Below are 19,751 nucleotides of genomic sequence, written 5' to 3'. Positions count from 1 at the left end.
TAGCAGCAATTTTCGAAGGTTAAGTATAAATAAGATCGCTCATTTTTTAGGAAAGTAGACAGTAATCTTAAGAGTGTTCGCTCATAACTTAACGGTTAAATAAATCGCAACTTACCTCGAATCATCTCTTAATTCAGCAACACCCCGATCACCATGCTACCGACACTTCATTCTCTCTGGCACTGGCTAAAAGTGGGTAGTCCGAGCCTACTTATCATTTCCCTCGGTTTGCTATCGCATCCTACGGAAGCTTGGGCTTGGAAGCCGACCACCCATGTCTACCTTGGCGAACAGGCTCTTGATGATGCCTTAGACGACGGGAAAGTCACGATTCCTCGGGTGAACTATGATAATGGGCAAATTATTGGAGAAGTCGGTACTTACCAAGTCGATCCCAGCATTCTTGCCGCCCTCCGCAGCCATGCCCCCCAATACCGTGCTGGAATTTTGGGACCTGATGCCTATCCCGACATCTTAACTGGGCAGCAAGTGATACACCCATCCTCGTCAGATACGGGAATTACCGGGGGGTCGGATGCTTGGCTGACCTATCTATGGAACCGCGCAAACGTCACTAATACCGCAGCAGTTCGGGCGTTTACGGTGGGCTACCTCACCCATGCGGCTGGGGATATGTACGGTCATACCTTTGTCAATAATTTCTCGGGCGGCTCCTTTGCCATCACGCCACCCACAGGACCTGCCAATGCAGTGAAGCATATCGTTCTAGAGGGCTATATTGATAAACGTATAGATGCCAGTGCCCTGGATGCCAATTTTTTTAATGTCAGCATTAGTGGTGCTGACGACTTTATTTACCAAAACATGGTCGATGCTCGACCGGGAACATCTCTGGATAGTCAGCTACTGCGAGCTGGAGCTAATGGCACAGAATTTTCCATTCCTCGGATTTATTCGACCTTGCGGGCTAATCTCCAGCGTGATATCGATGCTTACTATGCCAAAAAAGCGGACTATGATCGCCGCGCCAACGCCTGTCGCCCCTTGGACTTTAGTTGTAACCGAGTGGCCATCCTAGCTGAAAAAGCGGCTTACGTCGCCGCTAATGGGATTCAAGTCACCTACAAAGAAGCATGGCGGGATGACATTGACAGTGGTCTTCGGGCTTGGCCTGGGGTTAGCCATGAGGTGGCAAAGGCACTGTTTTTTAACCCCGGTCGATCAGCAGACACGCAACAAGCGGAAAATGTGTTGCAGCGATATGTCACGGATCATTTATTGTCAATGTCAGGAGCTCCTGATTTTGTCGGTCTGACTATTGGTGTAGTCAGCGATATTATCGACGCAATTACACCAGACTTTCTTCTCGAACCGATCCGTAAACTGAAGGAAGATATGCTGAATACGTTGCTAAAGTCTGCGATCGGTATGACCAAGCAGGAACTGAAGGAATACCTTACAAGCCCAGACCAATACTTCAATCAGGTGTTGGGTAGTGGAGCCGGCGAAAATACCAGCTTGCAACGCTTCAACGCCGATTACCTGAAGATCAACGATACGGGCTACACCAACCCCAGCGAATACTTCAATCCCAATGTGGTGCCTGCAACCTACAACACGATCCTTATGAGCAAACTGATTCTGCTGAGTCAAAGTGAAGTGAATCGTCTACTGAGCGATCTGGGAACTTCTGCGCGTCTCCAACAGCCGAATGTCATGCTGGGGTTTATTAGCACCTTGGATGGCGACAATCAGTGGTCGAATGGCATGGTCTTTGCCCAAGATTGCAACGCTTATCGCCAGATTTTTATGAAACAGCCTGGTGAAAAAAGCTCTTGTTCTCAATAGATGTGCTGATGTCTGAATTAGGTAATCCAAGAACAATGGAAGAAAGATTCCGCGCAGTTAACGATTGGGCAGGCAGGAATGGTTACGCGGGGGCATTCCCCAACTTTCATCAAGCAGACTATAACGATGGTCGAGGAGTTGTTTTTGGCGTTATTGCTTTGAACAGTGGGGTAGCCAGAGCAATAGATGTGCCCAGTAACAGTCTGAGATAAGAAGAGAGTATTCACACATAGGTGGATGCTTTAATCTAAAATTCCAAGTAATCCCATCTGTCTTCATATACCGCACAGTAATCATCCACGAAGTGGACAGTTCTGACTATCAACAGTCATAATGTCGAGATGATTCAAGCTACCGTCACCTCCACATCAACATTGCCATGAATAGCTTTGGAGTAGGGACAGAGCTTGTATGCTTGGGCAACCACCCGTTCAGATTTCTCTCGGTCTTCCCCAGGAAGAGCAACAGTTAATTTTGCAGACAGTATGTATCCACCATCGGTTGGATCTCTGCCAATGGTTACAGCACATGTAACCGTGGCAGTTGAAGCATCAATACCTGCTTTTGTTGAAACCTTGGAGAACTCAGTGAAAGCCTGAATCATCGCCTCGTCGCCTTTAATCTCAACCCCAGCCATCAGATCCATTAGGACTGCCCTGAGTCCCAGCCGATGACGCATCAACCACGCAGTAGAATGGTTGCTCCAGTCTGTGCAAATAGCTAATCGCTCCCGTTCCGATTTATCACGTTCGGCAACAACAGCAGGCGGCGGGACAAATTCTCGCCCCTGGTCATCAGTAATCATTTCTCCTGGTGCTGCTAATATCGCTTCAAGTGCGACAATCTTCTTAATTAAGCGTCCCCCATCATCTTGCTCAACCAGTTCAGGAGTTACGCTCATCCCATAAGTATCCTGTATGCGGAACTTCTCACACTCCAAAACCTCCTCCGGCTTGAGATAATCCTGATGCTGCCTACTGGTGTAAGTCCTCCTATCAATATATTTGGCATTCGCCACCTTGCGATAATGTTCTTCATCAATGGCGATACCAGCCGCCTTCATCCAGCGAGAAGTACTTTCATCACCACCGTCGCCCAAAGGAATAATCGTATTCCCCATCTCTTCAAGTAGCGATCACAAATCAGCCCGTAAATTATTAATCGACCAATTCCGTTGCGCTTCAATCTGACAACTAGCATCCAATGCCCAGTCCTTCTCTGCACCACGTCTGCCTGTCTCTCTGTCAATGCGGATGAGAAAGGCAGTCATTTCATTCTTCTGGAGAATCTTTGCAGGTTTTCGATTTGAGCAAGTGAGCGAGATACTGGCAGGCTTCATCTATAAATAAGATGTCGTAAGCCTGTAAACCATTCGCCATCTTATACAATGAGTCTAGAGTGATACTCAGTGCTTTGGCTTTAGCCCAGTCACCGCAAGAAATTGCAGAGTACATGGCAGTTTGCAAGCGATCGCTAAGATTTTTCAGCAAAGTAACCCGATGCCCGTTGTTCAAAAAGCTTCTTTCTGGGTTATCTCTTCTAATCATTGCCAAGATTTCGGTCTTGCCAGTCCCCATGTCAGAAGCCAAACCAACTAACTCCGATTGAGGCAGTGAGCGGATGACTGTAAAAAGATAGCGAGTATTAACGATAATATTAGGTTTGAATATGTGAAGCCCCCTGGCACGATTCACGAAAAATCTTTGGTTTAACTCGCTGATTCTCAAGGCATCGGCAATCATCGTGGACACTGCTTTCTCAGCTTTCTTGCCCAAAGCTACAACCCAATCGTCAATTCCTTTTTCTGGTCCAGGGAGTAGTGCCACTTCACATTGGCAGGCAAGTTGGAGAATGACTTGGCAGGTGCGGCGAGTAGCAGTAAAAACCTGCTGTTTGATTTTGGGCTTACTTTCGTAGTCGAAGAGAATGACAAACTTACGCTTGTGTTGAGCCATTGGGACTAAATCAGGGTGCAGGTATTCCAAGTCTTCCTTGCCCACGCGACCATTCCAGATTCCAGAAAGTGCGATCGCTACATACCCCAAAGTTAGGAGACAACCTGCTTTCTTCTCGCCCTCGGTAAGGCATACAGGGATTTCGGGATGTGCCATTACCCAAGCCTAAAACAAGAGTGCTTCACCATCTTCGGTAACAGTAATATGCTCTGGCATTGGCATGTTAGTTTTGACCAGTAGAGAAAACCTCAATCAACACGCTTTCTGGATATAAACCGACTTTCCCAAAACGTGGGTCATGAATGCGTTCTATTTCTATGCCCTGCTTCCGACACAATGCACTTGCCTTTCTACCTTTAGTACCGGCTTCTTTCACCGATATTTCTAAACCTTGAAGATTAGCAAAACCAACAACACTGTATTTATGTCCACATGGGGTATTTACTCTGTCTTGCTCAACTTCAACGGCTTTTAGCCGATGCAAAATTTCAGTCTGTTGCTGTTGTTGTTGAAGTAAATGCTGTTCTTGCTCTGCCATCTGTTGGGCGATCGCAGCGAGTAACTGTATTTGTGTCATTGCTGTTTCGCTAGAAGTTGCAGCTGTTGATGACTGTAGATGTTGTAAGTCATAATTGATAAAGTCTTAATGGACATAGAAAAGCGCTTCAGATTTCCGGTCGGGGGCGCTTTCTCTATACAAATATTGTAGACTGATGCTCTACACTTATCAACTGATGCACGACACTATATAGTAAGTGTAGGACGACGTTTTACATTAAAGGAGGTGGTTTAGGTAGATATAGTGAAAATCAGACGCTACACAGACATTGAAATTTCAGGTTTAGGAGGAAAAATCAGACAAGCTAGAAAAGCTGATGGGCGTTCAGTTGAGGTTTTGGCAGGAGAAGCTGATATCAGCCGATCTTACTGGCACGATATTGAGGCAGAACGAATACGAGATGCTTTGCCTGAAGACACATTAAGGAAAATTGAGCGAGTACTTGGTATTGACTTAGGAGTGAAATTCGATGATTAACCTCTCAAGTTCACTCCTCTCGCCTTGCCCTTAGTTTTTTACGAGCGATTGTACCTCCTGACTACAACCATAAAATTGTTATCTAGTCTGAGAAATACCATTTGAAAGGGTGGAATCATGACTAAACCATCCTCGAACCGCAAAAAAGCCATCTCTGCCCTATCCAACAATTCAAAACCATCCGCTAGTTCTGCCGAAGACATCTTTGATCCAGAAGATCCTGCTACAGCAACGATTATGGTTACTGCTGCTGAAGTAGAGGAGTTGTCCGAAACGGAGGAGCGGGATCGCCTTCACCTGGAGCGGAAGCTGGAACGGGCATTTTTTGAGGCAGGTAAGGCGTTGGCAGAATTGCGCGATCGCCGACTCTACCGTTCGACGCATTCAACCTTTGAAGAGTATTGCAAGGACAGGTTTGGGTTTGAGCGTCGTCATCCTTACAGATTAATTGAAGCACCTCAAATCTTACAATTATCTGCCTGCGGAGTGTCAGCAGATGTAGGTGATTTGTGATCGCATCAGTAGGCTACGGGAAAGCAAGAACTTGGAAGAGGCCCCAAGTGCTATGTTGAAGTATCTGGGGGAGTTGAAGCGGCCGTATTTGAAGGAGGTGGAGGAGAAGTTGTTGGGTTTGATTGAGCGAGAATATGGGGTTAATGAAGGAAATGAGCCGATTGCAGATTGTCCTCTTATGGGATCGTTTGGATTTGGACTGATTGTGTCGTTCTCAAAAAAGTCTAGTATGCCAGTAGCACCTGTGAATATACCCTCACCGCCAGTAATAATCAAAGAACCAGAGCCAGACCCTCTGAGGTTTACAAAGTCAATTAAAGCGGTGGCAGTAGCCGTTCCAGATACCTTGTTAGCACCGCTACCACTAAATTCAATAAAGCCTTCTGGGAAGCCCTCTAAGCCGATTGCTGTTGGATCGGTGTTAAAGGTGAACAAACCAGTAGATAAGTCAGTTAGGGCGTAAACTAAACCGTTATATTCGGTGAGTCCGTATGCTGCATCAGTACTTACAGCCCGTTCAATTGCCCGTGAAAACTTCTCGTTAATCGGCTCAACAGCGATTGTTACGTCGTAGTGAGAGCAATGCGGTTTTGTCAGATCCATTAAAAAACAAGCGATCGCTAAATCATTTTTCCAGTAGTATAAATTTATTTATACTACTTAAAACGTATTAACACTTAAAAAGTCAAGATAAGTTTGAGTCACAACTTGCAAGACTCTCTTTTTTGATGAACCTATCCCACTAATGTCAAAAATGTGATAATCTGCATCTCATTATCCAACCACTTTTACTATTTTGGTTAATTTATCCCTGGTTAAGTATTTTCCCTAATTCACAGTTGTTACTGGGATTCAATCATTTAATTGCAGCTATGAATCAATTTAAACCCTTTTATGCTTCTGGATGATTTAGCTCCTGAACTACTTGCTTATTCCGGAGAGTGACAGAAGAGGGGTAGGCTGTGTGTGATGGGAGAATATAATTGTTCTGGGGTCAGAGTTGCGATCGCAGCTAATACAGATTTAGCAAAGTGAGTATCATAACCACTTTCTAATATATAGGGTCTGTCTGCTTGAATTGTAATCAGCAGCTTGTAAACTTCTTTACCTCTGCGCTCACACTTCTCAAATTTGAGTTCTTTTAGATATCCAGTTAAGGCAGTTATGGGTAATCGCACTCGCTTCACTGTTGTTTAGGGTATACCACAGCGAACTATTGTGACGATTGCAGTATATTTTGCAACTGCCAGCTTCAGAGTGCAATCCTAGTTTTGGTTTATTGATTGCTGCGACTAACTGCTTTAATAACTCTTCCTGACGCATCAGTGTAGATAGTAATTCAGCATTTTCTTGAGGGGTCATTTATTTTTACCAAAAGCATTTTCACTTTCACATTGGCGAAGCCGTTGATTTCAGATGTATCAAGCGCAGAGCCAATAAAATAGCGCTCTTGCTATTACAAAAGTGCTGGAAAACTTGGTGATTTATATCAAGTGTAACTATTCTTCTGGGCTGTTTCTCTGACGCAATAGCCTGAGAACTTCTTCTAAGCCTGCGTTTAAGTTTCTCAGATCAGATTTCATTTCTCTAATATCTGCTTTCACTTGCTGCATATCCGAAGCTAAACCAGTTGCCAGCGTCAAAGTTTTCGCTATGGCAGTTTGAGATGTTCCAATGGTTCCTGCTTGAATTTTTAAGTTTGTAACATCTTGTGTCAGTTCATTGAGGCGTAGGTAAATATTGTCAAATCTAACATCGTCTGTCATCTTTTCTCCTTGCTGACATCCTCAACTACAATTTTAGCTATATCGCTGTGTCATCTCGTCATCTGTTAAGCGAGGCGTAGCTAAAAATAGAAAACAGTAGGCGTGACCGATGAAGATTTCAGCCACGCCCACCATTTCATTTACGCCGCTACTCCCTCTATCAGCGCAAAATCGGAGTCTGTGAACCCACCGCAATCAAGAGGCTCGTCTGAGGATGGCTAATATTGCCGTAGCTGTTCCTATTATTAGCCGTTAGTCGATCAAACGGCTTATCCAGCAGTTCCTTACAAGATGGTTGCGTCAGTTCTACCATCGACAATACCCACACCGCATCAAGGGCAGAATCACACGGAACTTTCTGCTGATGCACTAAAGTTGCCCGAATAACCCACCATCTGCTGTTAGTACAGCCTACTTCGCCAAGCTTTTGATCCTGGTCGTAGATACCATCGTTTAGGATTTCAAACCCGTACTTTTCGCATTCATCAGCAATCTGTACCATGATTTCATTCCCCGTTGTAGCGACTGGGGTTTCTTCTTCTTGTATGGGCAGTGTTCCGCGCTGGTAATGCCATGTGATGTAGCTATGGCATCTTTTAAAAGTGTTCGTGCGATGGATCTCCTCACCATTGACCATTACTATCCAAGGTTGCGTTAGGTCATCGTCGTGGGTAATCCTAGCTACGAGTTTTTGACCTGCATAGAATTCGTGATCTTCAAACGAAATCTCTACCGATCTCAGTTCTTCAACTGGTTTAACGCAAGAGGTTACAGTTGTTGTTGTTTGTGGCATAATTTTAAGATTCCTTATGGATAGAAAGGCGATCGCAGTGTTTCTCAGGCAAGCGATCGCCTTTGATTTACATGAACAACGTTGTGCTTGCACAACGCTCAATCTAGAATTGGCGAAGCCTCATAAAGTAATTCCAAGGCAAAGCGTATCAGATGGTGTCAAAACAGCAGACAGCACAAAGCTGTAGGAAGATATTGGGGTGTTACCGTGTCCTCTGTACAGCCGCGTGGCAACAATTGAAAAGGCGATTGAGGAGTTCACAATCGCCTTTGTTCTGCAAAGATTGAAGTTTTTTACAACCAGTTTTTAGACGTGGTAGGTCATCGGAATCATCTCGCGGTGGCTTGGCCATTACAAGTTTTAGGCTGCGGCTACTTATCCCGTCGGCTATTGGTTTCTAATAGTTTTGTTGCTAATTCAATTTGATTAGTTTGAGTTTTGAGTGCTTCTTCCTTTCTCTGAGAGGCATCGCGCTCAAATCCTCTCTTGTATATATAATTTACAACACTGTCTTGTATTATATCAATAGAGTTTTGCATATTTCTTGTAAACTTTCAGGATTGATCACTAACGCTGGAAATAACTTCCAAATAGGTACATTAAGCGCATTACAAATAGCAAATGCATCTTCTTTGGAAATTGATTCTGGTCTATTTCCAGGGTTTGCCCATTCAAGGTTTTGGATAAAAGTATTGCTGCGACCAGCTTGAATCGCTAATTTATCTCGGCTAGTTTTACCCCGTAGTTTTCTCAATCGCTGTGCTGTTTCTTCATCCCAAGTAAAACGAGATACATAGGACAGTTTCACAAAGCAGACCTCCTCTGTCATTTAGCTCTCCTCTAATTTACAACACCACCTTGTGTCTTTAGAGTTTTTTGATTACACTGAGGTAGTGATAACGCAAAAGCGATCGCCAGCCAGGAAGCAACGCGATCGCTTTGCAAAACTCATTTACAAAAAGTAAGCCAATTATAATGCTGACACACTTTTGGTGTGATTCAGAAATCAACTAAATGCCCCAGTATGGGCAGATAGGCAAATATGCGATACCCAAGGGCTATGCTAATGCCACACCTAGATGGCTAAAGCTAACTATAAACTTTTGTCAGACTACATAAGACTGAAGTCTACAGAGGCCGTACAAGAGCAAACACCCCAAACCTTAGCCTCATCTCATGAAGCCGCACAGTTAGCCGTTAATTCTGCCACCAGAGTCAATCCTGCACTGAAGCCGGCTGCTGATGAACTCAAGAGTGCGATCGCAGTTACGAATGTCAGTGATGATGCATGTATTTATAATTATTCAGTAATCTTGACGTTGTGACTAGTGGATATACTTAGTTACCTTGAGGACAAAATTTAGATAGCAAGATTACTGTGTTTAATCTAGAAGATTTCTTCAACCTTTCAACTGACCTATTCTGTATCATTTCAAGGGATGGTTGCTACCAGCAAGTCAATCCTGCATGGGAAAAGGTATTAGGATGGAAACCAGAAAACTTAATTGGGCATCCTTGGTTAGAATTAGTACATCTAGATGATATTGCAATCAATCAGCTACCAACTGAACCACTGCAAAATTTGCACTGGGATAACCGTTATCTTCACAAAGATGGCAGTTATCGGTGGTTGTCTTGGAGTCTTTCTACTAGCCAACAGGGACTCATCTATGCAATAGGGAAAGATATCAACCAGCAGTTGCGCCAAATAGAAGCACTCTCAACTGAACGCCAAAGCCTTCATAACCTACTGAATCAGCTACCGGCTTTCCTTTATCTGCAACCCAATGATTATGGCGTAGGATTTTATAACCAACGCTTCCAGGAGGTATTTGGAGACCCCACAGGGAAACTTTGTTATGAGGCGATCGCTGGGCTGAAGCAGCCTTGTCCAGTCTGTCCTACCTTTCGCGTTTTTGAAACTAATGCTCCGCAACATTGGGAGTGGGTTGATAGTAAAACAGGCAATGTGTATCAGATTTATGATTATCCGTTCAAGAATATGAATGGTGAACCAATGGTTGTGGAAATGGGTTTAGATATTACTGCTGTGAAAAAGGCAAAGGTAGCCTTGCGACAGCGCGAGAGGGAATTAACCGAAAAAAATCAACAACTTCAAGATGCACTAAAACAATTAAAAAAGACGCAAGCGCAACTAATTCAAACTGAGAAGATGTCTTCTTTAGGACAACTAGTGGCTGGAGTGGCTCATGAAATTAACAACCCTATTAGCTTTATCAATGGTAATGTTACTCATGCTAAAGAATATGTTCAACAATTACTAGAAATACTACAACTCTACCAACTACAATATCCTGACCCTCCACCAGTAATTCAGTCAGCCATCGCAGCGAACGAGTTAGAATTTATTACTGAAGACCTAAAAAAATTGCTAGATTCTATGAAAATGGGAAGCGACCGCATTCGTGATATTGTAGTATCCTTGCGGAACTTCTCTCGACTAGATGAAGCCCAAATGAAAACTGTGGATATCCACAGTGGTATTGAAAGTACACTATTGATTTTGCAAAACCGCCTCAAACCTAAATCCGACCCTTCGTCAATTGAAATTATTAAAGAGTACGGTCAACTGCCTTTAGTAGAATGCTATGTGGGTCAACTTAACCAGGTGTTGATGAACATCCTCACTAATGCCATCGATGCTTTAGAAAATTTGTTTGTTATTAATCAGCCAGACAATCCGCAAATCGTTATCCGCATTCTTGTACTCAACTCAGATTGGGTTGCAATTGAGATTGCTGATAATGGCATAGGAATGTCACAAGAAGTTCAACAGCGTCTATTTGATCCGTTTTTTACAACCAAACCGGTAGGTAAGGGAACTGGTTTAGGAATGTCAATTAGCTATCAAATTATCACAGAAAAACATCAAGGACATTTAGGCTGTATTTCATCTCCAGGAGCAGGAGCTAAATTCATAATCGAGATTCCTATTCAACAAATTAAATCTGTACAAGCAAAAATACTAGAAGTTCACAATATCCCAGTTACATAACCAGTATTTTTTAGTAGTGGCAGAACACTAATGTAAGAATTCAGGTGGCATAGTATTGGCAAAGGGGACACTTGAGGGAGAATATTGCAAATATGAAGCAATAAACCTTTTACGTTCTTTACGAGATAAAGCTTCTCAATGGTAGTATTTTCTTGACTACCCTGAAATTCTTCCTGATCATAATTAGGCTGAACGTTTTGCGCTGAAGGGGCGACACGCGCCTTATATTCCAACTGATGCAAGGGTTTGACTGAATTATGGTAAAAAAAGATAGATCACTCATTGTCAAGAAAACCTATCTATTGAAAATGTTACCTCCATTGTATCAAACTAACTTAGAAAATCAACTCTCGGAGTCCGAATTGTTGTTTTTAAACCTGCTGATTAATGTCCTACAAGATATTAAAGAAGTCAGTCTAGAAAAAATGGCGAATGCTTTACCTGTACCAATATTATTTGAAAGCATGCTTATAGTATGTCAACCTTTCAAGGGCAAAAAATTAAGTGTATTGGTGTACAAAAATATATTGCTAGAGTCAAAGAATATGGACGATTGACCAGGAGACATAACAGTTTTTATGTCGGTTTATATAGTCAACCCTGCGTAAGTTTCATGGATAATTGTTAGTGTATTGTTCAAAAATTAATGAAATTAAATCGCAATAAGATTGAGCATTAGTTACGAGGTTTGAGGGCTATAAAGCTTATTCTGTCTACGTTTTAGCTTTCATGTCGCCCCCTCAGATATAAAATGATGGAATTACTGCAACTAATGTTGGTGCTAGGTACAGTAGTTGGTGTTACAGATGGGAACACAATTTTGGTAAAAGATAATGCAGGACAAACAACTATAGTCAAGTTAGCGTGTATTAATGCACCAGAGGCAACTGACAAGCGTTATGGTTTAGCAGCAATACAAAAGCTAAAACAGCTATTACCACCTCAAACTCCTATCGTGATTAGAAGCACAGAACAACTTAAAAGTGGTCGCCCAGCGGGTGAAGTGTTTGTAGATAATCGGTCAGTAAATTTTCTTCTGGTAGAGTCAGGTAATGCCGTCGTTGACCAAGAATCTTTACAAAATTGCTATGAGAGCAAAACCCAATTTTTAATTGCAGAAGCTAATGCTAAAAATAAGCATTTGGGTTTGTGGCAACAATCAAAATTGCAGTTGGAGTTACATACCAAGTAAACGCTGACATTATCAGTTATAATAACCTGGAGCAATTTTAGGACAATACAGTTTAAAATGAGCAACAAAACCCTAGTGTAGAGACGCGATTTATCGCGTCTTTAAAAACCAATAATCTATACCAATAACCCTTAACCCAAGCGTATTTAATTTTAGGATTGTTGTACTATTAGCTAAAGGCATTCCATTGCCGTCAGTTAGGGTATGTATTAAAATTCCTTTGCCCTTATGACCATAGCTTTTCTGGTTCTTTTGAAAATATATCTTCAAACAGCCTCCAGTCTTAGTCTGTTAATCCTTTCCTTCGGAACGCTACGCGAACAAACCGCCCAGCCATACCGTGATTATACCTTTTTGATTTGAAAAGCAGATTATCACATTTCTGGTATTAGTGGGATAGATTCAAGTAATCAAATCGCTTACTTTGTTGCGTTTTTAATATCATCAATCAACTCATCAATCCTTAATTGAGTAGTGTTCCAAGAACACATAAAACGTACTCCCCCCACACCAATAAATGTATAAAACTGCCAGTTTTTGGCTTTTAAACTGTGAATGACTTCTTCAGGTAATTTTACAAATACAGCGTTAGCTTGTCTAGGAAACATCAAGTTAACACCTTCTATGTTTAATAGTTGATTTTCTAAGTATTCAGCACATTGATTAGCATGTCTAGCATTTTTTAGCCAAGCACCAGTTTCCAATAAACCCAACCAAGGAGCCGAAATAAACCGCATTTTTGAAGCTAGCTGGCCTGCTTGCTTGCATCGATAATCAAAATCTTCTGCTAGGGCTTTATTGAAGAAAAGAATGGCTTCACCTAATGCCATTCCATTCTTGGTACCACAAAAACACAATACATCCACTCCAGTTTTCCAAGTAATTTCAGCAGGGCTTTTATTCATAGCGGCAACTGCATTTGCAAAACGAGCGCCATCCATGTGAAGTTTTAAGTTATATTTGTTTGCAACTTCTCTAATACTTAAAAGTTCTTCAATAGAATATAAAGTTCCTAATTCAGTTGATTGTGTAATGCTAATAACTTTCGGTTTGGGATAATGAATGTCAGTACGTTTGGTGACAATTGACTCTATAGAATCTGATGTTAATTTGCCATTTTTACCTTGAGCAAGTAACAATTTAGAGCCATTAGATGCAAATTCAGGTGCGCCACATTCATCTGTTTCTATGTGAGATGTCTCATGGCAAATGACGCTGTGATATGACTGGCAAAGAGCAGCTAAAGATAAAGAATTGGCGGCTGTGCCGTTAAAGGTAAAAAATACTTCACAATCAATTTCAAAGAGTTCCCGAAAATAATCTGTTGCTTTTTGAGTCCATTCATCATTTCCATAAGCTGGAACACTACCTTGATTTGCCCTAATCATATATTCCAGTGCTTCAGGACAAATACCAGAGTAATTATCACTTGCAAACTGTTCTAATTGGCTACTCATAATTTTTATTTTGATTTGTAACTAATTATTATAATTTTAATAAATAATTTTTGACTTTGCCAAATCCATTGGCGAGTAATGCTATTAATTTTTCCAATTATTTAATAATTCTGCTAATTACAACAACTTTGAATAGCAGGAAGCTAATTTTTTATAACCATAATTCATAATTAATGAAAAACCAGGTTTGTGACTTATATAAAAATAGCAAGTCTAAACTTTTTGGTTTTCACAACTTAAATTTGATTTTTCTATTTTGTATCAACCTGAATCGTTATAAAGTTAAGTAGGATATTAATAATATATAAATAACTTTGCTGATGTCTACAGAAAACTGAAATGTTATTTTCACATCACTGAGATGTTTAATTACTACGGTCTTCTCCTCAGCCTTGGATTGAGGGTATTTTGAGACGATAAACATCGCCAGTAACTAAATATTATGCTAAAAAAATAAAGTTTGCTAATCAGAATGCTCATTATCTACTTATAATACACTATACAATGTCCTACCAATCACCATCAAATCACTATTGGGCATATTTGTCCTTTGTTAGTTCTCAGTAGTCATTTGTTTATTTTCTACTAACTAATGACCAACGATCGATGACCAATACTTCGGCTGTGCTCAGTACAAGTGACTAATAACTAATGACTGAACCATTGATTGAACTGAAAGGTGTTTCTAAGTCCTTTGGTAGCCATAAAGTTCTAGATAATGTAGACTTGACCATTTACCGGGGAGAAGCACTGGGTATTATTGGGCCATCAGGGACAGGGAAATCAACTATCTTACGAGTAATAGCGGGGTTACTTAGTCCTGATGAAGGAGAAATTTATGTGCAAGGAGTGCGGCGAGAGGGTTTGATTGAGGATGGCGGCCAGCAGGTTGGCATTGGTATGGTGTTTCAGCAGGCGGCCCTATTTGATTCGCTGACAGTGGAGGAAAATGTGGGATTTCTACTTTATCAAAATTCAAGGCTGCGGCGATCGCGCATCCGAGATTTGGTAAACGAAAAATTGGAGATGGTAGGTTTGCCAGAAATAGCCGACCTCTACCCAGCCGAACTTTCCGGGGGAATGCGCAAACGGGTAAGTTTTGCCCGTGCGATTATGTCTAACCCCGATAATCCCAATGAAGGGCCAGAAGTTCTATTATACGACGAACCAACAGCTGGACTCGATCCCATTGCCTCGACAGTCATCGAAGATTTAATCCGCCACTTGCAATGTTTACATGGAGTTTGTAGTACTTATGCTGTTGTTACCCACCAAGACAGCACTATCCGCCGTACATCTGATAGACTTATATTTCTCTATGAAGGTAAAGTGCAGTGGCAAGGTACAGTTAGTGAAATATACAACACAGAAGATCCCTTGATCAGACAATTTATCAGTGGAAGTGTTCAAGGCCCGATTAAAGTCGCCGGCTAGAAACTTAAAAGCCAGGAGTAAAAAGTTAAATTTAACTACTAACTCCTAACTTTTAACTCCTAATTGGTTATTGGTTGTTGGTGGAGGCAAAAAAATGCGAGGTCTTATGACAAGTCGCTTCGCGTCTGGGCGAACATTTAGAGAAGGTTCTGTGGGGTTATTACTCCTGCTAGGACTAGGGGTATTTGGATTACTCTTTCTGTGGTTAAATAGATTCACTGCTGCTGGCCGTTCATACAAAATTATTGTAGAATTTGCCAACGCTGGCGGAATGCAAAAGGGAGCAGCAGTTCGCTATCGTGGCGTTAAGGTAGGAACTATTTCCCAGGTTCGACCAGGGCCAAATGCCATTGATGTAGAAATTGAAATTGCCCAAACTGGCCTGATTATCCCCCGTAATGTCGTAGTGGAAGCTAATCAAAGCGGATTAATTAGCGAAAGTATTATCGACATCACACCAAAAGCAAGCTTGCCTGCTGGGGTTGTGATTGCTAAACCTTTAGATAAAAGTTGTGATCCCAGCCTCATCGTCTGTAATGGCTCTCGGTTAAAAGGTCAGGTTGGCATCAGTGTTGATGCACTAATTCGCAGTTCAACTGAGCTAGCCGCTGTATACAATGACCCAAAATTTTATAGAAATGTCAATAGAGTTCTAGAAACTACCACAGGCGCAGCATCCAGTTTTAGTGAGCTAAGTCAAGATTTACAAGGTTTGACCAAAAGCTTACAACTACAACTTAATACATTTTCCGCTACGGCTAATTCAGTGCAACGGGCGACAAACCAACTTAATGCATCTGCAAATCAAACAGTAAATAAATTCGGTGCAACTGCAACTCAAGCAAATCGATTGCTGAACAACCTGGATAATTTGTTGACAACAAATCGTTCGACACTGGTTGGTGCGTTGAACAATATCACCGAAACCAGCAACCAATTGCGTGTTACAGTCAGTAGCTTATCACCATCTGTCAATCGATTGACTCAAGGAGAATTACTCAACAATTTAGAAACGCTTTCAGCAAATGCAGCTCAAGCCTCAGCTAATTTACGTGATGCTTCTAAAACCTTAAACGATCCAAAGAATGCGGTGTTGCTGCAACAAACTTTAGATTCAGCACGAGTAACCTTTGAAAATACCCAAAAAATTACATCTGATTTAGATGAATTGACAGGCGATCCTAATTTCCGTAAAAATTTGCGGCAATTGGTGAATGGTTTAAGTGGTTTAGTATCTTCTACACAACAGATGCAGCAACAAGTGCAGGTTGCTACTACTCTAGATTCGGTAAAAGCTGCTGTCAGCAAACCAAAGAATCTAATTCCTACCTCAGCACCAACCCAAGAGGCTATGTTTAATGACAAGTCGCTACCAGTCTACGAAAATAATCCTTCAGCGGCTAATTTTGCAAGTACCGATACCGACCTTCAACCAAGTCCTAGTCCGTCTATCCCGAACTCATCCCAAGAAAACCTTTTGAAGCAGCTGCGGGAGTATGGCAAGCAACGGGAGGAACTGGAGACGGAGAAAGAGGCAATACAGGTTGACCCTTCAACTTCGCTCACTGCTGACCCTGAGCAAAGCAAAACTGTTGAGAATTTTAAGTAAGATATTTTGCTGTCAGGTGAATATATTGAAGCTCATCGACACCACTTGCTATAACCTTGAAAGGTGTCGATTCTCTACATAGTAAAGTTTTCAGGCTGCAAAACCCATTGCTTTTTGATACAGCAGATTGCAAGGAAAGTGAGCTACACAAGGTAAGTCTGTTAACCAGATATAAAGCGTTTTTTACTCCTGAATTCTGCTGTATCTTCCAAAACTCAAATAATAAGTTTGCTCCCATTCATGACAGCACCCGCTTTTAAGAACGAATTAACATTGGGTCATAAATTTGAGACTCTTGAACCCCATAGTTACACAGAATAGACCTAGCTATATCTTGCTCACCATCTGTGCCACTAACGATAAGTATGTAATTTCCTTGCTCTATTTGCTCATTGTAAAAGCGTGCCCACTCATCTGCTATTCCTAACCTCATAGCGTCAAAGCGTTCACTTAAATTAATGCCTGTGGACCCAAGGAATTGAGAAAAGTCTTTGCAAATTAAGGAAATCTGATTTACTGAAAAACCTGCGACACACATATCCTTAATTGCCGCTTCAGCATTAGCGATGCTATTAAAGCAACTAACACTATACTTAGACATCATCCCACTTTTATTAGGAATGGCAGTATTAGAAGTCGTTGTGGTCGGAGAATTTGTAGTTTCATATTCACTGTTGAGATGCTCGTAAATACCAAATTCTTCAATACCCCAACGCTGTAGTATTTCTTGTACTTTAGCAATTTCAAAAGATGTACAATCCACGATTATTAAATAGTGTCCCTCCTCTACTCGCTCGTTATATGCTCTAGCTTGCTCTGACGACATTCCCCAACCAACTAATGCACCAGCAAAAGTCCCAGTGGCAGCACCAATACTTGCGCCAACAAGGGTTGTAACCAAAGCAGTTGCCGCTGCCCCAGCCAGCATTATTGGGCCAACTCCAGGGATTGCTAAAGTTCCAAGACCCACTAATAAACCAGTTAACCCACCAACAGCGCCCCCTGAAAGCCCTCCTACTGTTGCACCTTCGTCAGCTTTATCACCAGTGTCCTCTTTAACTTTATTATCGGCAATCTCATGATTGCGATCTGAATTTTGCACAAGTATAGATACTTTCTCCATCGCCAAGCCAGAATCTCTCAACTCATGTATTGCCTGCTCTGCATCTCTTCGATGAGTAAATACGCCTACAGCACGTTGATATTGAATTAAAACCATTATTACTCCTTGGTCGCAGGGGAAAGATTAATCACTGACAAAGTTGATCCTTCAGTACTTGTTATATTAAATACGAGTTGGTTCAACTCAAAACTATCCTTAGTAATAAAATACATTCTTCGCTCATGAGGTAGGCAATAACACCCTCAACGGTGCAAGTCAAAAAGTGAATTCACTAAGTCGGAAAGATCCCTAACTGATGCGGAATTATTATTAGTGAGTGACACGGCAATACAGTTTGGATAAGCATTTTTCACTTTCCTTGTGGTCTGGGGAATGGGTTTGCGGGTAAAGGGGAAAGGATGTATTAAAAACCTTTACCCTTTCCCCTTTCACCTTTAACCGAACCGTATTGAGTGACACGGGACAGCCTCAACTAAATGTGTATGTCCAACGCAGACATCACGAAATTCTCTTGTGTTGATATCCCAAATCCTCAGAGCTTGGTCATGGAGTGCAAATTACGTCTTTGAAATTTCGCTTCTGTCCTTACTGTGGTTTTCTCTATTAAGGAGTTTGGGAATTCTGTGTGATTTGATGAACAACCTGTTTAACAAAACCTTTCTAAAGGCTGATTGTCCTTTATTTATAGTTTGTCCGTAGGCAGAAGAGATCGATACATAGAATAAGTAATATTTATTTGTATAGCTAAAAGGCTTGTGTAGATTTCATCCTACCTAGTTCAAGCCGGATTTTTTTATGAGTTTGGTAAACAGTAATTATGCGTTGGCAAATAGGTCGTCGGAGTACAAATGTTGAAGATCGGCGTGGGATGAAGATTTCCGCTCCTGTCGTGGGTGGAGGCGTAGGAGCAGCACTCATATCGCTACTGGTTTTACTATTGGGTGGCGATCCTAGTGCCCTTTGGCAACAAGATTCCCCATCAAGTGATAGCCCAATAGCTGAGTCACCTCAAACAACAGGATCTCAAACTCAAGATCAAATGGCGGATTTTGTATCTGTTGTACTGGCTGATACAGAAGATACATGGAGTGAGCAGTTTCGGCAAGACGGAGAAACTTATGTAGAACCAAAGTTAGTTCTTTACTCAGGAGCAGTGGAGTCTGCTTGTGGATTTGCACGTTCAGCAGTTGGGCCGTTTTATTGTCCGCGCGATCAAAAGGTGTATATTGACTTGAGTTTTTACCGTGATTTGAAGACTCGATATCAGGCACCGGGAGATTTTGCTCAAGCATACGTGATTGCTCATGAAATTGGACATCATGTCCAAAATTTACTGGGGATTTCGCAGCAAGTTCAAACCTTGCAGAATCAAGTGAATCAGACGCAAGCAAATCAGCTTTCTGTGCGATTAGAATTACAAGCAGATTGTTTTGCAGGCGTTTGGGCAAATCATGCTCAACGCTCACGGCAAATTCTAGAGACAGGTGATATTGAAGAAGCATTGAACGCAGCTAGCAGTATTGGGGATGACCGCTTGCAAAAACAAGCTAAAGGCTATGCTGTGCCAGAATCTTTTACACATGGTAGTTCCGCTCAAAGGGTTCGTTGGTTTAAACAAGGTATCCAAACGGGCGATCCTCAGAAATGTAATACTTTTGCCAACACGAATTCCTAACATATTTCAAGTTTTACGATTCTCTGGCAGATATCAAGCTTTATTGGCAAACCTTTCCCGATCGCAGGAGGAGAAATTGAAGAAGCGATCGCCACAATCGATTTAGACTATTTCCAAGAAGACTTGTCTAAACTCATCTGGTTCTGGAAACGAGGTAGCGATCGCAATCAAGGTTTATTTTAATATTCCAAAAACTATTTGGCTATTTCTTTACCACAAAACCAGTGAGTAAAAATACTTGCTGATGATTAGCCATTTCCCGGTCGATTATAGAAAAACATGGTGTACAATTCACACTGACATCTGAATTAGGCAAAGGCACAGAATTAGCGATGCCTACGGCGGGCTTTGCCAACATCATTCCAAGGCTGAG

General features: G+C 41.7%; 25 protein-coding genes and 1 pseudogene. 14 read left to right on the top strand and 12 right to left on the bottom strand.

All coding sequences use genetic code 11. The annotated features are described in order from the left end of the window. Positions 1 to 153: 153 nt before the first annotated feature. Entirely contained in the window at positions 154 to 1,809 is a 1,656-nt protein-coding gene (locus RMY16_RS12720; RefSeq protein WP_322736662.1) for a hypothetical protein, read from the top strand. A gap of 35 nt (positions 1,810 to 1,844) precedes the next feature. After that, the gene (locus tag RMY16_RS12715; protein WP_322736661.1) at positions 1,845 to 2,021 is read left to right on the top strand and encodes a hypothetical protein; all 177 of its coding nucleotides are present in this window, start codon (positions 1,845 to 1,847) and stop codon (positions 2,019 to 2,021) included. Positions 2,022 to 2,155: 134 nt separating this feature from the next. On the opposite strand, the gene RMY16_RS12710 is transcribed toward RMY16_RS12715, so the two are convergent. From RMY16_RS12710 to RMY16_RS12695, 4 genes are all read right to left on the bottom strand, one after another. Continuing rightward, positions 2,156 to 2,929, bottom strand: coding sequence for an OsmC family protein (locus RMY16_RS12710; protein ID WP_322736660.1), 774 nt, complete (start codon positions 2,927 to 2,929; stop codon positions 2,156 to 2,158). Between the two features lie 15 nt (positions 2,930 to 2,944). Further along, complete coding sequence (locus tag RMY16_RS12705; RefSeq protein WP_322736659.1) at positions 2,945 to 3,079, bottom strand: hypothetical protein; 135 nt, start codon at positions 3,077 to 3,079, stop codon at positions 2,945 to 2,947. Position 3,080: 1 nt separating this feature from the next. Next, on the bottom strand, positions 3,081 to 3,920 hold the full coding sequence (locus RMY16_RS12700; RefSeq protein WP_322736658.1) for a DUF3854 domain-containing protein: 840 nt from the start codon (positions 3,918 to 3,920) through the stop codon (positions 3,081 to 3,083). A 67-nt stretch (positions 3,921 to 3,987) separates the two neighbouring features. Then, a complete protein-coding gene (locus tag RMY16_RS12695; RefSeq protein ID WP_225892779.1) occupies positions 3,988 to 4,341 on the bottom strand; it encodes a hypothetical protein in 354 nt (117 codons plus the stop codon). Between the two features lie 225 nt (positions 4,342 to 4,566). Here RMY16_RS12695 and RMY16_RS12690 point away from each other — a divergent pair, with 225 nt between their 5' ends. Together RMY16_RS12690 and RMY16_RS12685 are read left to right on the top strand one after the other, a co-directional pair. After that, the gene (locus RMY16_RS12690; protein WP_322736657.1) at positions 4,567 to 4,800 is read left to right on the top strand and encodes a helix-turn-helix transcriptional regulator; all 234 of its coding nucleotides are present in this window, start codon (positions 4,567 to 4,569) and stop codon (positions 4,798 to 4,800) included. Positions 4,801 to 4,917: 117 nt separating this feature from the next. Further along, entirely contained in the window at positions 4,918 to 5,313 is a 396-nt protein-coding gene (locus RMY16_RS12685) for a hypothetical protein (protein WP_322736656.1), read from the top strand. On the opposite strand, the gene RMY16_RS12680 is transcribed toward RMY16_RS12685, so the two are convergent. Continuing rightward, positions 5,290 to 5,916, bottom strand: a complete 627-nt coding sequence (locus tag RMY16_RS12680; RefSeq protein WP_322736655.1) for a hypothetical protein — start codon at positions 5,914 to 5,916, stop codon at positions 5,290 to 5,292. The genes RMY16_RS12685 and RMY16_RS12680 overlap by 24 nt on opposite strands. Positions 5,917 to 6,071: 155 nt before the next feature. Here RMY16_RS12680 and RMY16_RS12675 point away from each other — a divergent pair. After that, positions 6,072 to 6,221 (top strand): annotated as a pseudogene (locus tag RMY16_RS12675) (IS701 family transposase); the annotation flags it as partial. Positions 6,222 to 6,242: 21 nt separating this feature from the next. Here RMY16_RS12675 and RMY16_RS12670 read toward each other — a convergent pair. The 3 genes from RMY16_RS12670 to RMY16_RS12660 all read right to left on the bottom strand — a co-directional run bounded on the left by RMY16_RS12670 (position 6,243) and on the right by RMY16_RS12660 (position 7,872). Beyond that, a complete protein-coding gene (locus RMY16_RS12670) occupies positions 6,243 to 6,500 on the bottom strand; it encodes a hypothetical protein (RefSeq protein ID WP_322736654.1) in 258 nt (85 codons plus the stop codon). Positions 6,501 to 6,812: 312 nt separating this feature from the next. After that, positions 6,813 to 7,079 carry a hypothetical protein gene (locus tag RMY16_RS12665; RefSeq protein ID WP_322736653.1) on the bottom strand — a complete coding sequence of 89 codons (267 nt, stop codon included), beginning with the start codon at positions 7,077 to 7,079 and terminating at the stop codon, positions 6,813 to 6,815. Between the two features lie 160 nt (positions 7,080 to 7,239). After that, positions 7,240 to 7,872, bottom strand: coding sequence for a hypothetical protein (locus RMY16_RS12660; protein WP_322736652.1), 633 nt, complete (start codon positions 7,870 to 7,872; stop codon positions 7,240 to 7,242). A gap of 16 nt (positions 7,873 to 7,888) precedes the next feature. On the opposite strand from RMY16_RS12660, the gene RMY16_RS12655 reads away from it, so the two are divergent. Continuing rightward, positions 7,889 to 8,059, top strand: coding sequence for a hypothetical protein (locus RMY16_RS12655; protein ID WP_322736650.1), 171 nt, complete (start codon positions 7,889 to 7,891; stop codon positions 8,057 to 8,059). A 330-nt stretch (positions 8,060 to 8,389) separates the two neighbouring features. On the opposite strand, the gene RMY16_RS12650 is transcribed toward RMY16_RS12655, so the two are convergent. Then, entirely contained in the window at positions 8,390 to 8,680 is a 291-nt protein-coding gene (locus RMY16_RS12650) for an XRE family transcriptional regulator (protein ID WP_322736649.1), read from the bottom strand. Between the two features lie 295 nt (positions 8,681 to 8,975). Here RMY16_RS12650 and RMY16_RS12645 point away from each other — a divergent pair, with 295 nt between their 5' ends. The 4 genes from RMY16_RS12645 to RMY16_RS12630 all read left to right on the top strand — a co-directional run bounded on the left by RMY16_RS12645 (position 8,976) and on the right by RMY16_RS12630 (position 12,080). Further along, positions 8,976 to 9,197 carry a hypothetical protein gene (locus RMY16_RS12645; RefSeq protein ID WP_322736648.1) on the top strand — a complete coding sequence of 74 codons (222 nt, stop codon included), beginning with the start codon at positions 8,976 to 8,978 and terminating at the stop codon, positions 9,195 to 9,197. Positions 9,198 to 9,250: 53 nt separating this feature from the next. After that, positions 9,251 to 10,888, top strand: a complete 1,638-nt coding sequence (locus RMY16_RS12640) for a PAS domain-containing sensor histidine kinase (RefSeq protein ID WP_322736647.1) — start codon at positions 9,251 to 9,253, stop codon at positions 10,886 to 10,888. A 257-nt stretch (positions 10,889 to 11,145) separates the two neighbouring features. Next, positions 11,146 to 11,445: a hypothetical protein gene (locus tag RMY16_RS12635; RefSeq protein WP_322736646.1), complete on the top strand. Its 300-nt coding sequence runs from the start codon at positions 11,146 to 11,148 to the stop codon at positions 11,443 to 11,445. A gap of 194 nt (positions 11,446 to 11,639) precedes the next feature. Further along, entirely contained in the window at positions 11,640 to 12,080 is a 441-nt protein-coding gene (locus RMY16_RS12630) for a thermonuclease family protein (protein WP_322736645.1), read from the top strand. Between the two features lie 419 nt (positions 12,081 to 12,499). Here the strand turns inward: RMY16_RS12630 and RMY16_RS12625 are convergent, their stop codons facing one another. Next, positions 12,500 to 13,537: a low specificity L-threonine aldolase gene (locus RMY16_RS12625; protein WP_322736644.1), complete on the bottom strand. Its 1,038-nt coding sequence runs from the start codon at positions 13,535 to 13,537 to the stop codon at positions 12,500 to 12,502. A gap of 651 nt (positions 13,538 to 14,188) precedes the next feature. On the opposite strand from RMY16_RS12625, the gene RMY16_RS12620 reads away from it, so the two are divergent. Continuing rightward, positions 14,189 to 14,971: an ABC transporter ATP-binding protein gene (locus RMY16_RS12620; RefSeq protein WP_322736643.1), complete on the top strand. Its 783-nt coding sequence runs from the start codon at positions 14,189 to 14,191 to the stop codon at positions 14,969 to 14,971. Between the two features lie 94 nt (positions 14,972 to 15,065). Further along, complete coding sequence (locus RMY16_RS12615) at positions 15,066 to 16,580, top strand: MlaD family protein (protein ID WP_322736642.1); 1,515 nt, start codon at positions 15,066 to 15,068, stop codon at positions 16,578 to 16,580. Positions 16,581 to 16,836: 256 nt separating this feature from the next. On the opposite strand, the gene RMY16_RS12610 is transcribed toward RMY16_RS12615, so the two are convergent. After that, positions 16,837 to 17,799 carry a general stress protein gene (locus RMY16_RS12610; RefSeq protein WP_322666361.1) on the bottom strand — a complete coding sequence of 321 codons (963 nt, stop codon included), beginning with the start codon at positions 17,797 to 17,799 and terminating at the stop codon, positions 16,837 to 16,839. Between the two features lie 721 nt (positions 17,800 to 18,520). On the opposite strand from RMY16_RS12610, the gene RMY16_RS12605 reads away from it, so the two are divergent. Together RMY16_RS12605 and RMY16_RS12600 are read left to right on the top strand one after the other, a co-directional pair. After that, positions 18,521 to 19,378 carry a neutral zinc metallopeptidase gene (locus RMY16_RS12605; protein WP_322736641.1) on the top strand — a complete coding sequence of 286 codons (858 nt, stop codon included), beginning with the start codon at positions 18,521 to 18,523 and terminating at the stop codon, positions 19,376 to 19,378. After that, on the top strand, positions 19,359 to 19,484 hold the full coding sequence (locus tag RMY16_RS12600; protein ID WP_322736640.1) for a hypothetical protein: 126 nt from the start codon (positions 19,359 to 19,361) through the stop codon (positions 19,482 to 19,484). The genes RMY16_RS12605 and RMY16_RS12600 overlap by 20 nt, the downstream gene beginning before the upstream one ends. Before the next feature lie 96 nt (positions 19,485 to 19,580). On the opposite strand, the gene RMY16_RS12595 is transcribed toward RMY16_RS12600, so the two are convergent. Then, a complete protein-coding gene (locus tag RMY16_RS12595; protein ID WP_322666355.1) occupies positions 19,581 to 19,739 on the bottom strand; it encodes a hypothetical protein in 159 nt (52 codons plus the stop codon). Positions 19,740 to 19,751 lie beyond the last annotated feature (12 nt).

The sequence above is a fragment of the Nostoc sp. DedQUE12b genome (assembly GCF_034530835.1).
GTDB lineage: Bacteria > Cyanobacteriota > Cyanobacteriia > Cyanobacteriales > Nostocaceae > Nostoc.
This window is presented reverse-complemented; position numbering and strand designations above follow the sequence as displayed.

What these genes read in the sequence shown, in the direction of transcription:
- RMY16_RS12695 (WP_225892779.1), bottom strand. Translation starts at nt 4,341, where the DNA reads ATGACACAAATACAGTTACTCGCTGCGATCGCCCAACAGATGGCAGAG.
- RMY16_RS12615 (WP_322736642.1), top strand. Translation starts at nt 15,066, where the DNA reads ATGCGAGGTCTTATGACAAGTCGCTTCGCGTCTGGGCGAACATTTAGA.
- RMY16_RS12655 (WP_322736650.1), top strand. Translation starts at nt 7,889, where the DNA reads ATGGATAGAAAGGCGATCGCAGTGTTTCTCAGGCAAGCGATCGCCTTT.
- RMY16_RS12625 (WP_322736644.1), bottom strand. Translation starts at nt 13,537, where the DNA reads ATGAGTAGCCAATTAGAACAGTTTGCAAGTGATAATTACTCTGGTATT.
- RMY16_RS12715 (WP_322736661.1), top strand. Translation starts at nt 1,845, where the DNA reads ATGGAAGAAAGATTCCGCGCAGTTAACGATTGGGCAGGCAGGAATGGT.
- RMY16_RS12660 (WP_322736652.1), bottom strand. Translation starts at nt 7,872, where the DNA reads ATGCCACAAACAACAACAACTGTAACCTCTTGCGTTAAACCAGTTGAA.
- RMY16_RS12705 (WP_322736659.1), bottom strand. Translation starts at nt 3,079, where the DNA reads ATGACTGCCTTTCTCATCCGCATTGACAGAGAGACAGGCAGACGTGGT.
- RMY16_RS12700 (WP_322736658.1), bottom strand. Translation starts at nt 3,920, where the DNA reads ATGGCACATCCCGAAATCCCTGTATGCCTTACCGAGGGCGAGAAGAAA.
- RMY16_RS12710 (WP_322736660.1), bottom strand. Translation starts at nt 2,929, where the DNA reads ATGGGGAATACGATTATTCCTTTGGGCGACGGTGGTGATGAAAGTACT.
- RMY16_RS12595 (WP_322666355.1), bottom strand. Translation starts at nt 19,739, where the DNA reads ATGATGTTGGCAAAGCCCGCCGTAGGCATCGCTAATTCTGTGCCTTTG.
- RMY16_RS12665 (WP_322736653.1), bottom strand. Translation starts at nt 7,079, where the DNA reads ATGACAGACGATGTTAGATTTGACAATATTTACCTACGCCTCAATGAA.
- RMY16_RS12720 (WP_322736662.1), top strand. Translation starts at nt 154, where the DNA reads ATGCTACCGACACTTCATTCTCTCTGGCACTGGCTAAAAGTGGGTAGT.
- RMY16_RS12605 (WP_322736641.1), top strand. Translation starts at nt 18,521, where the DNA reads ATGCGTTGGCAAATAGGTCGTCGGAGTACAAATGTTGAAGATCGGCGT.
- RMY16_RS12680 (WP_322736655.1), bottom strand. Translation starts at nt 5,916, where the DNA reads ATGGATCTGACAAAACCGCATTGCTCTCACTACGACGTAACAATCGCT.
- RMY16_RS12685 (WP_322736656.1), top strand. Translation starts at nt 4,918, where the DNA reads ATGACTAAACCATCCTCGAACCGCAAAAAAGCCATCTCTGCCCTATCC.
- RMY16_RS12610 (WP_322666361.1), bottom strand. Translation starts at nt 17,799, where the DNA reads ATGGTTTTAATTCAATATCAACGTGCTGTAGGCGTATTTACTCATCGA.
- RMY16_RS12620 (WP_322736643.1), top strand. Translation starts at nt 14,189, where the DNA reads ATGACTGAACCATTGATTGAACTGAAAGGTGTTTCTAAGTCCTTTGGT.
- RMY16_RS12630 (WP_322736645.1), top strand. Translation starts at nt 11,640, where the DNA reads ATGATGGAATTACTGCAACTAATGTTGGTGCTAGGTACAGTAGTTGGT.
- RMY16_RS12635 (WP_322736646.1), top strand. Translation starts at nt 11,146, where the DNA reads ATGGTAAAAAAAGATAGATCACTCATTGTCAAGAAAACCTATCTATTG.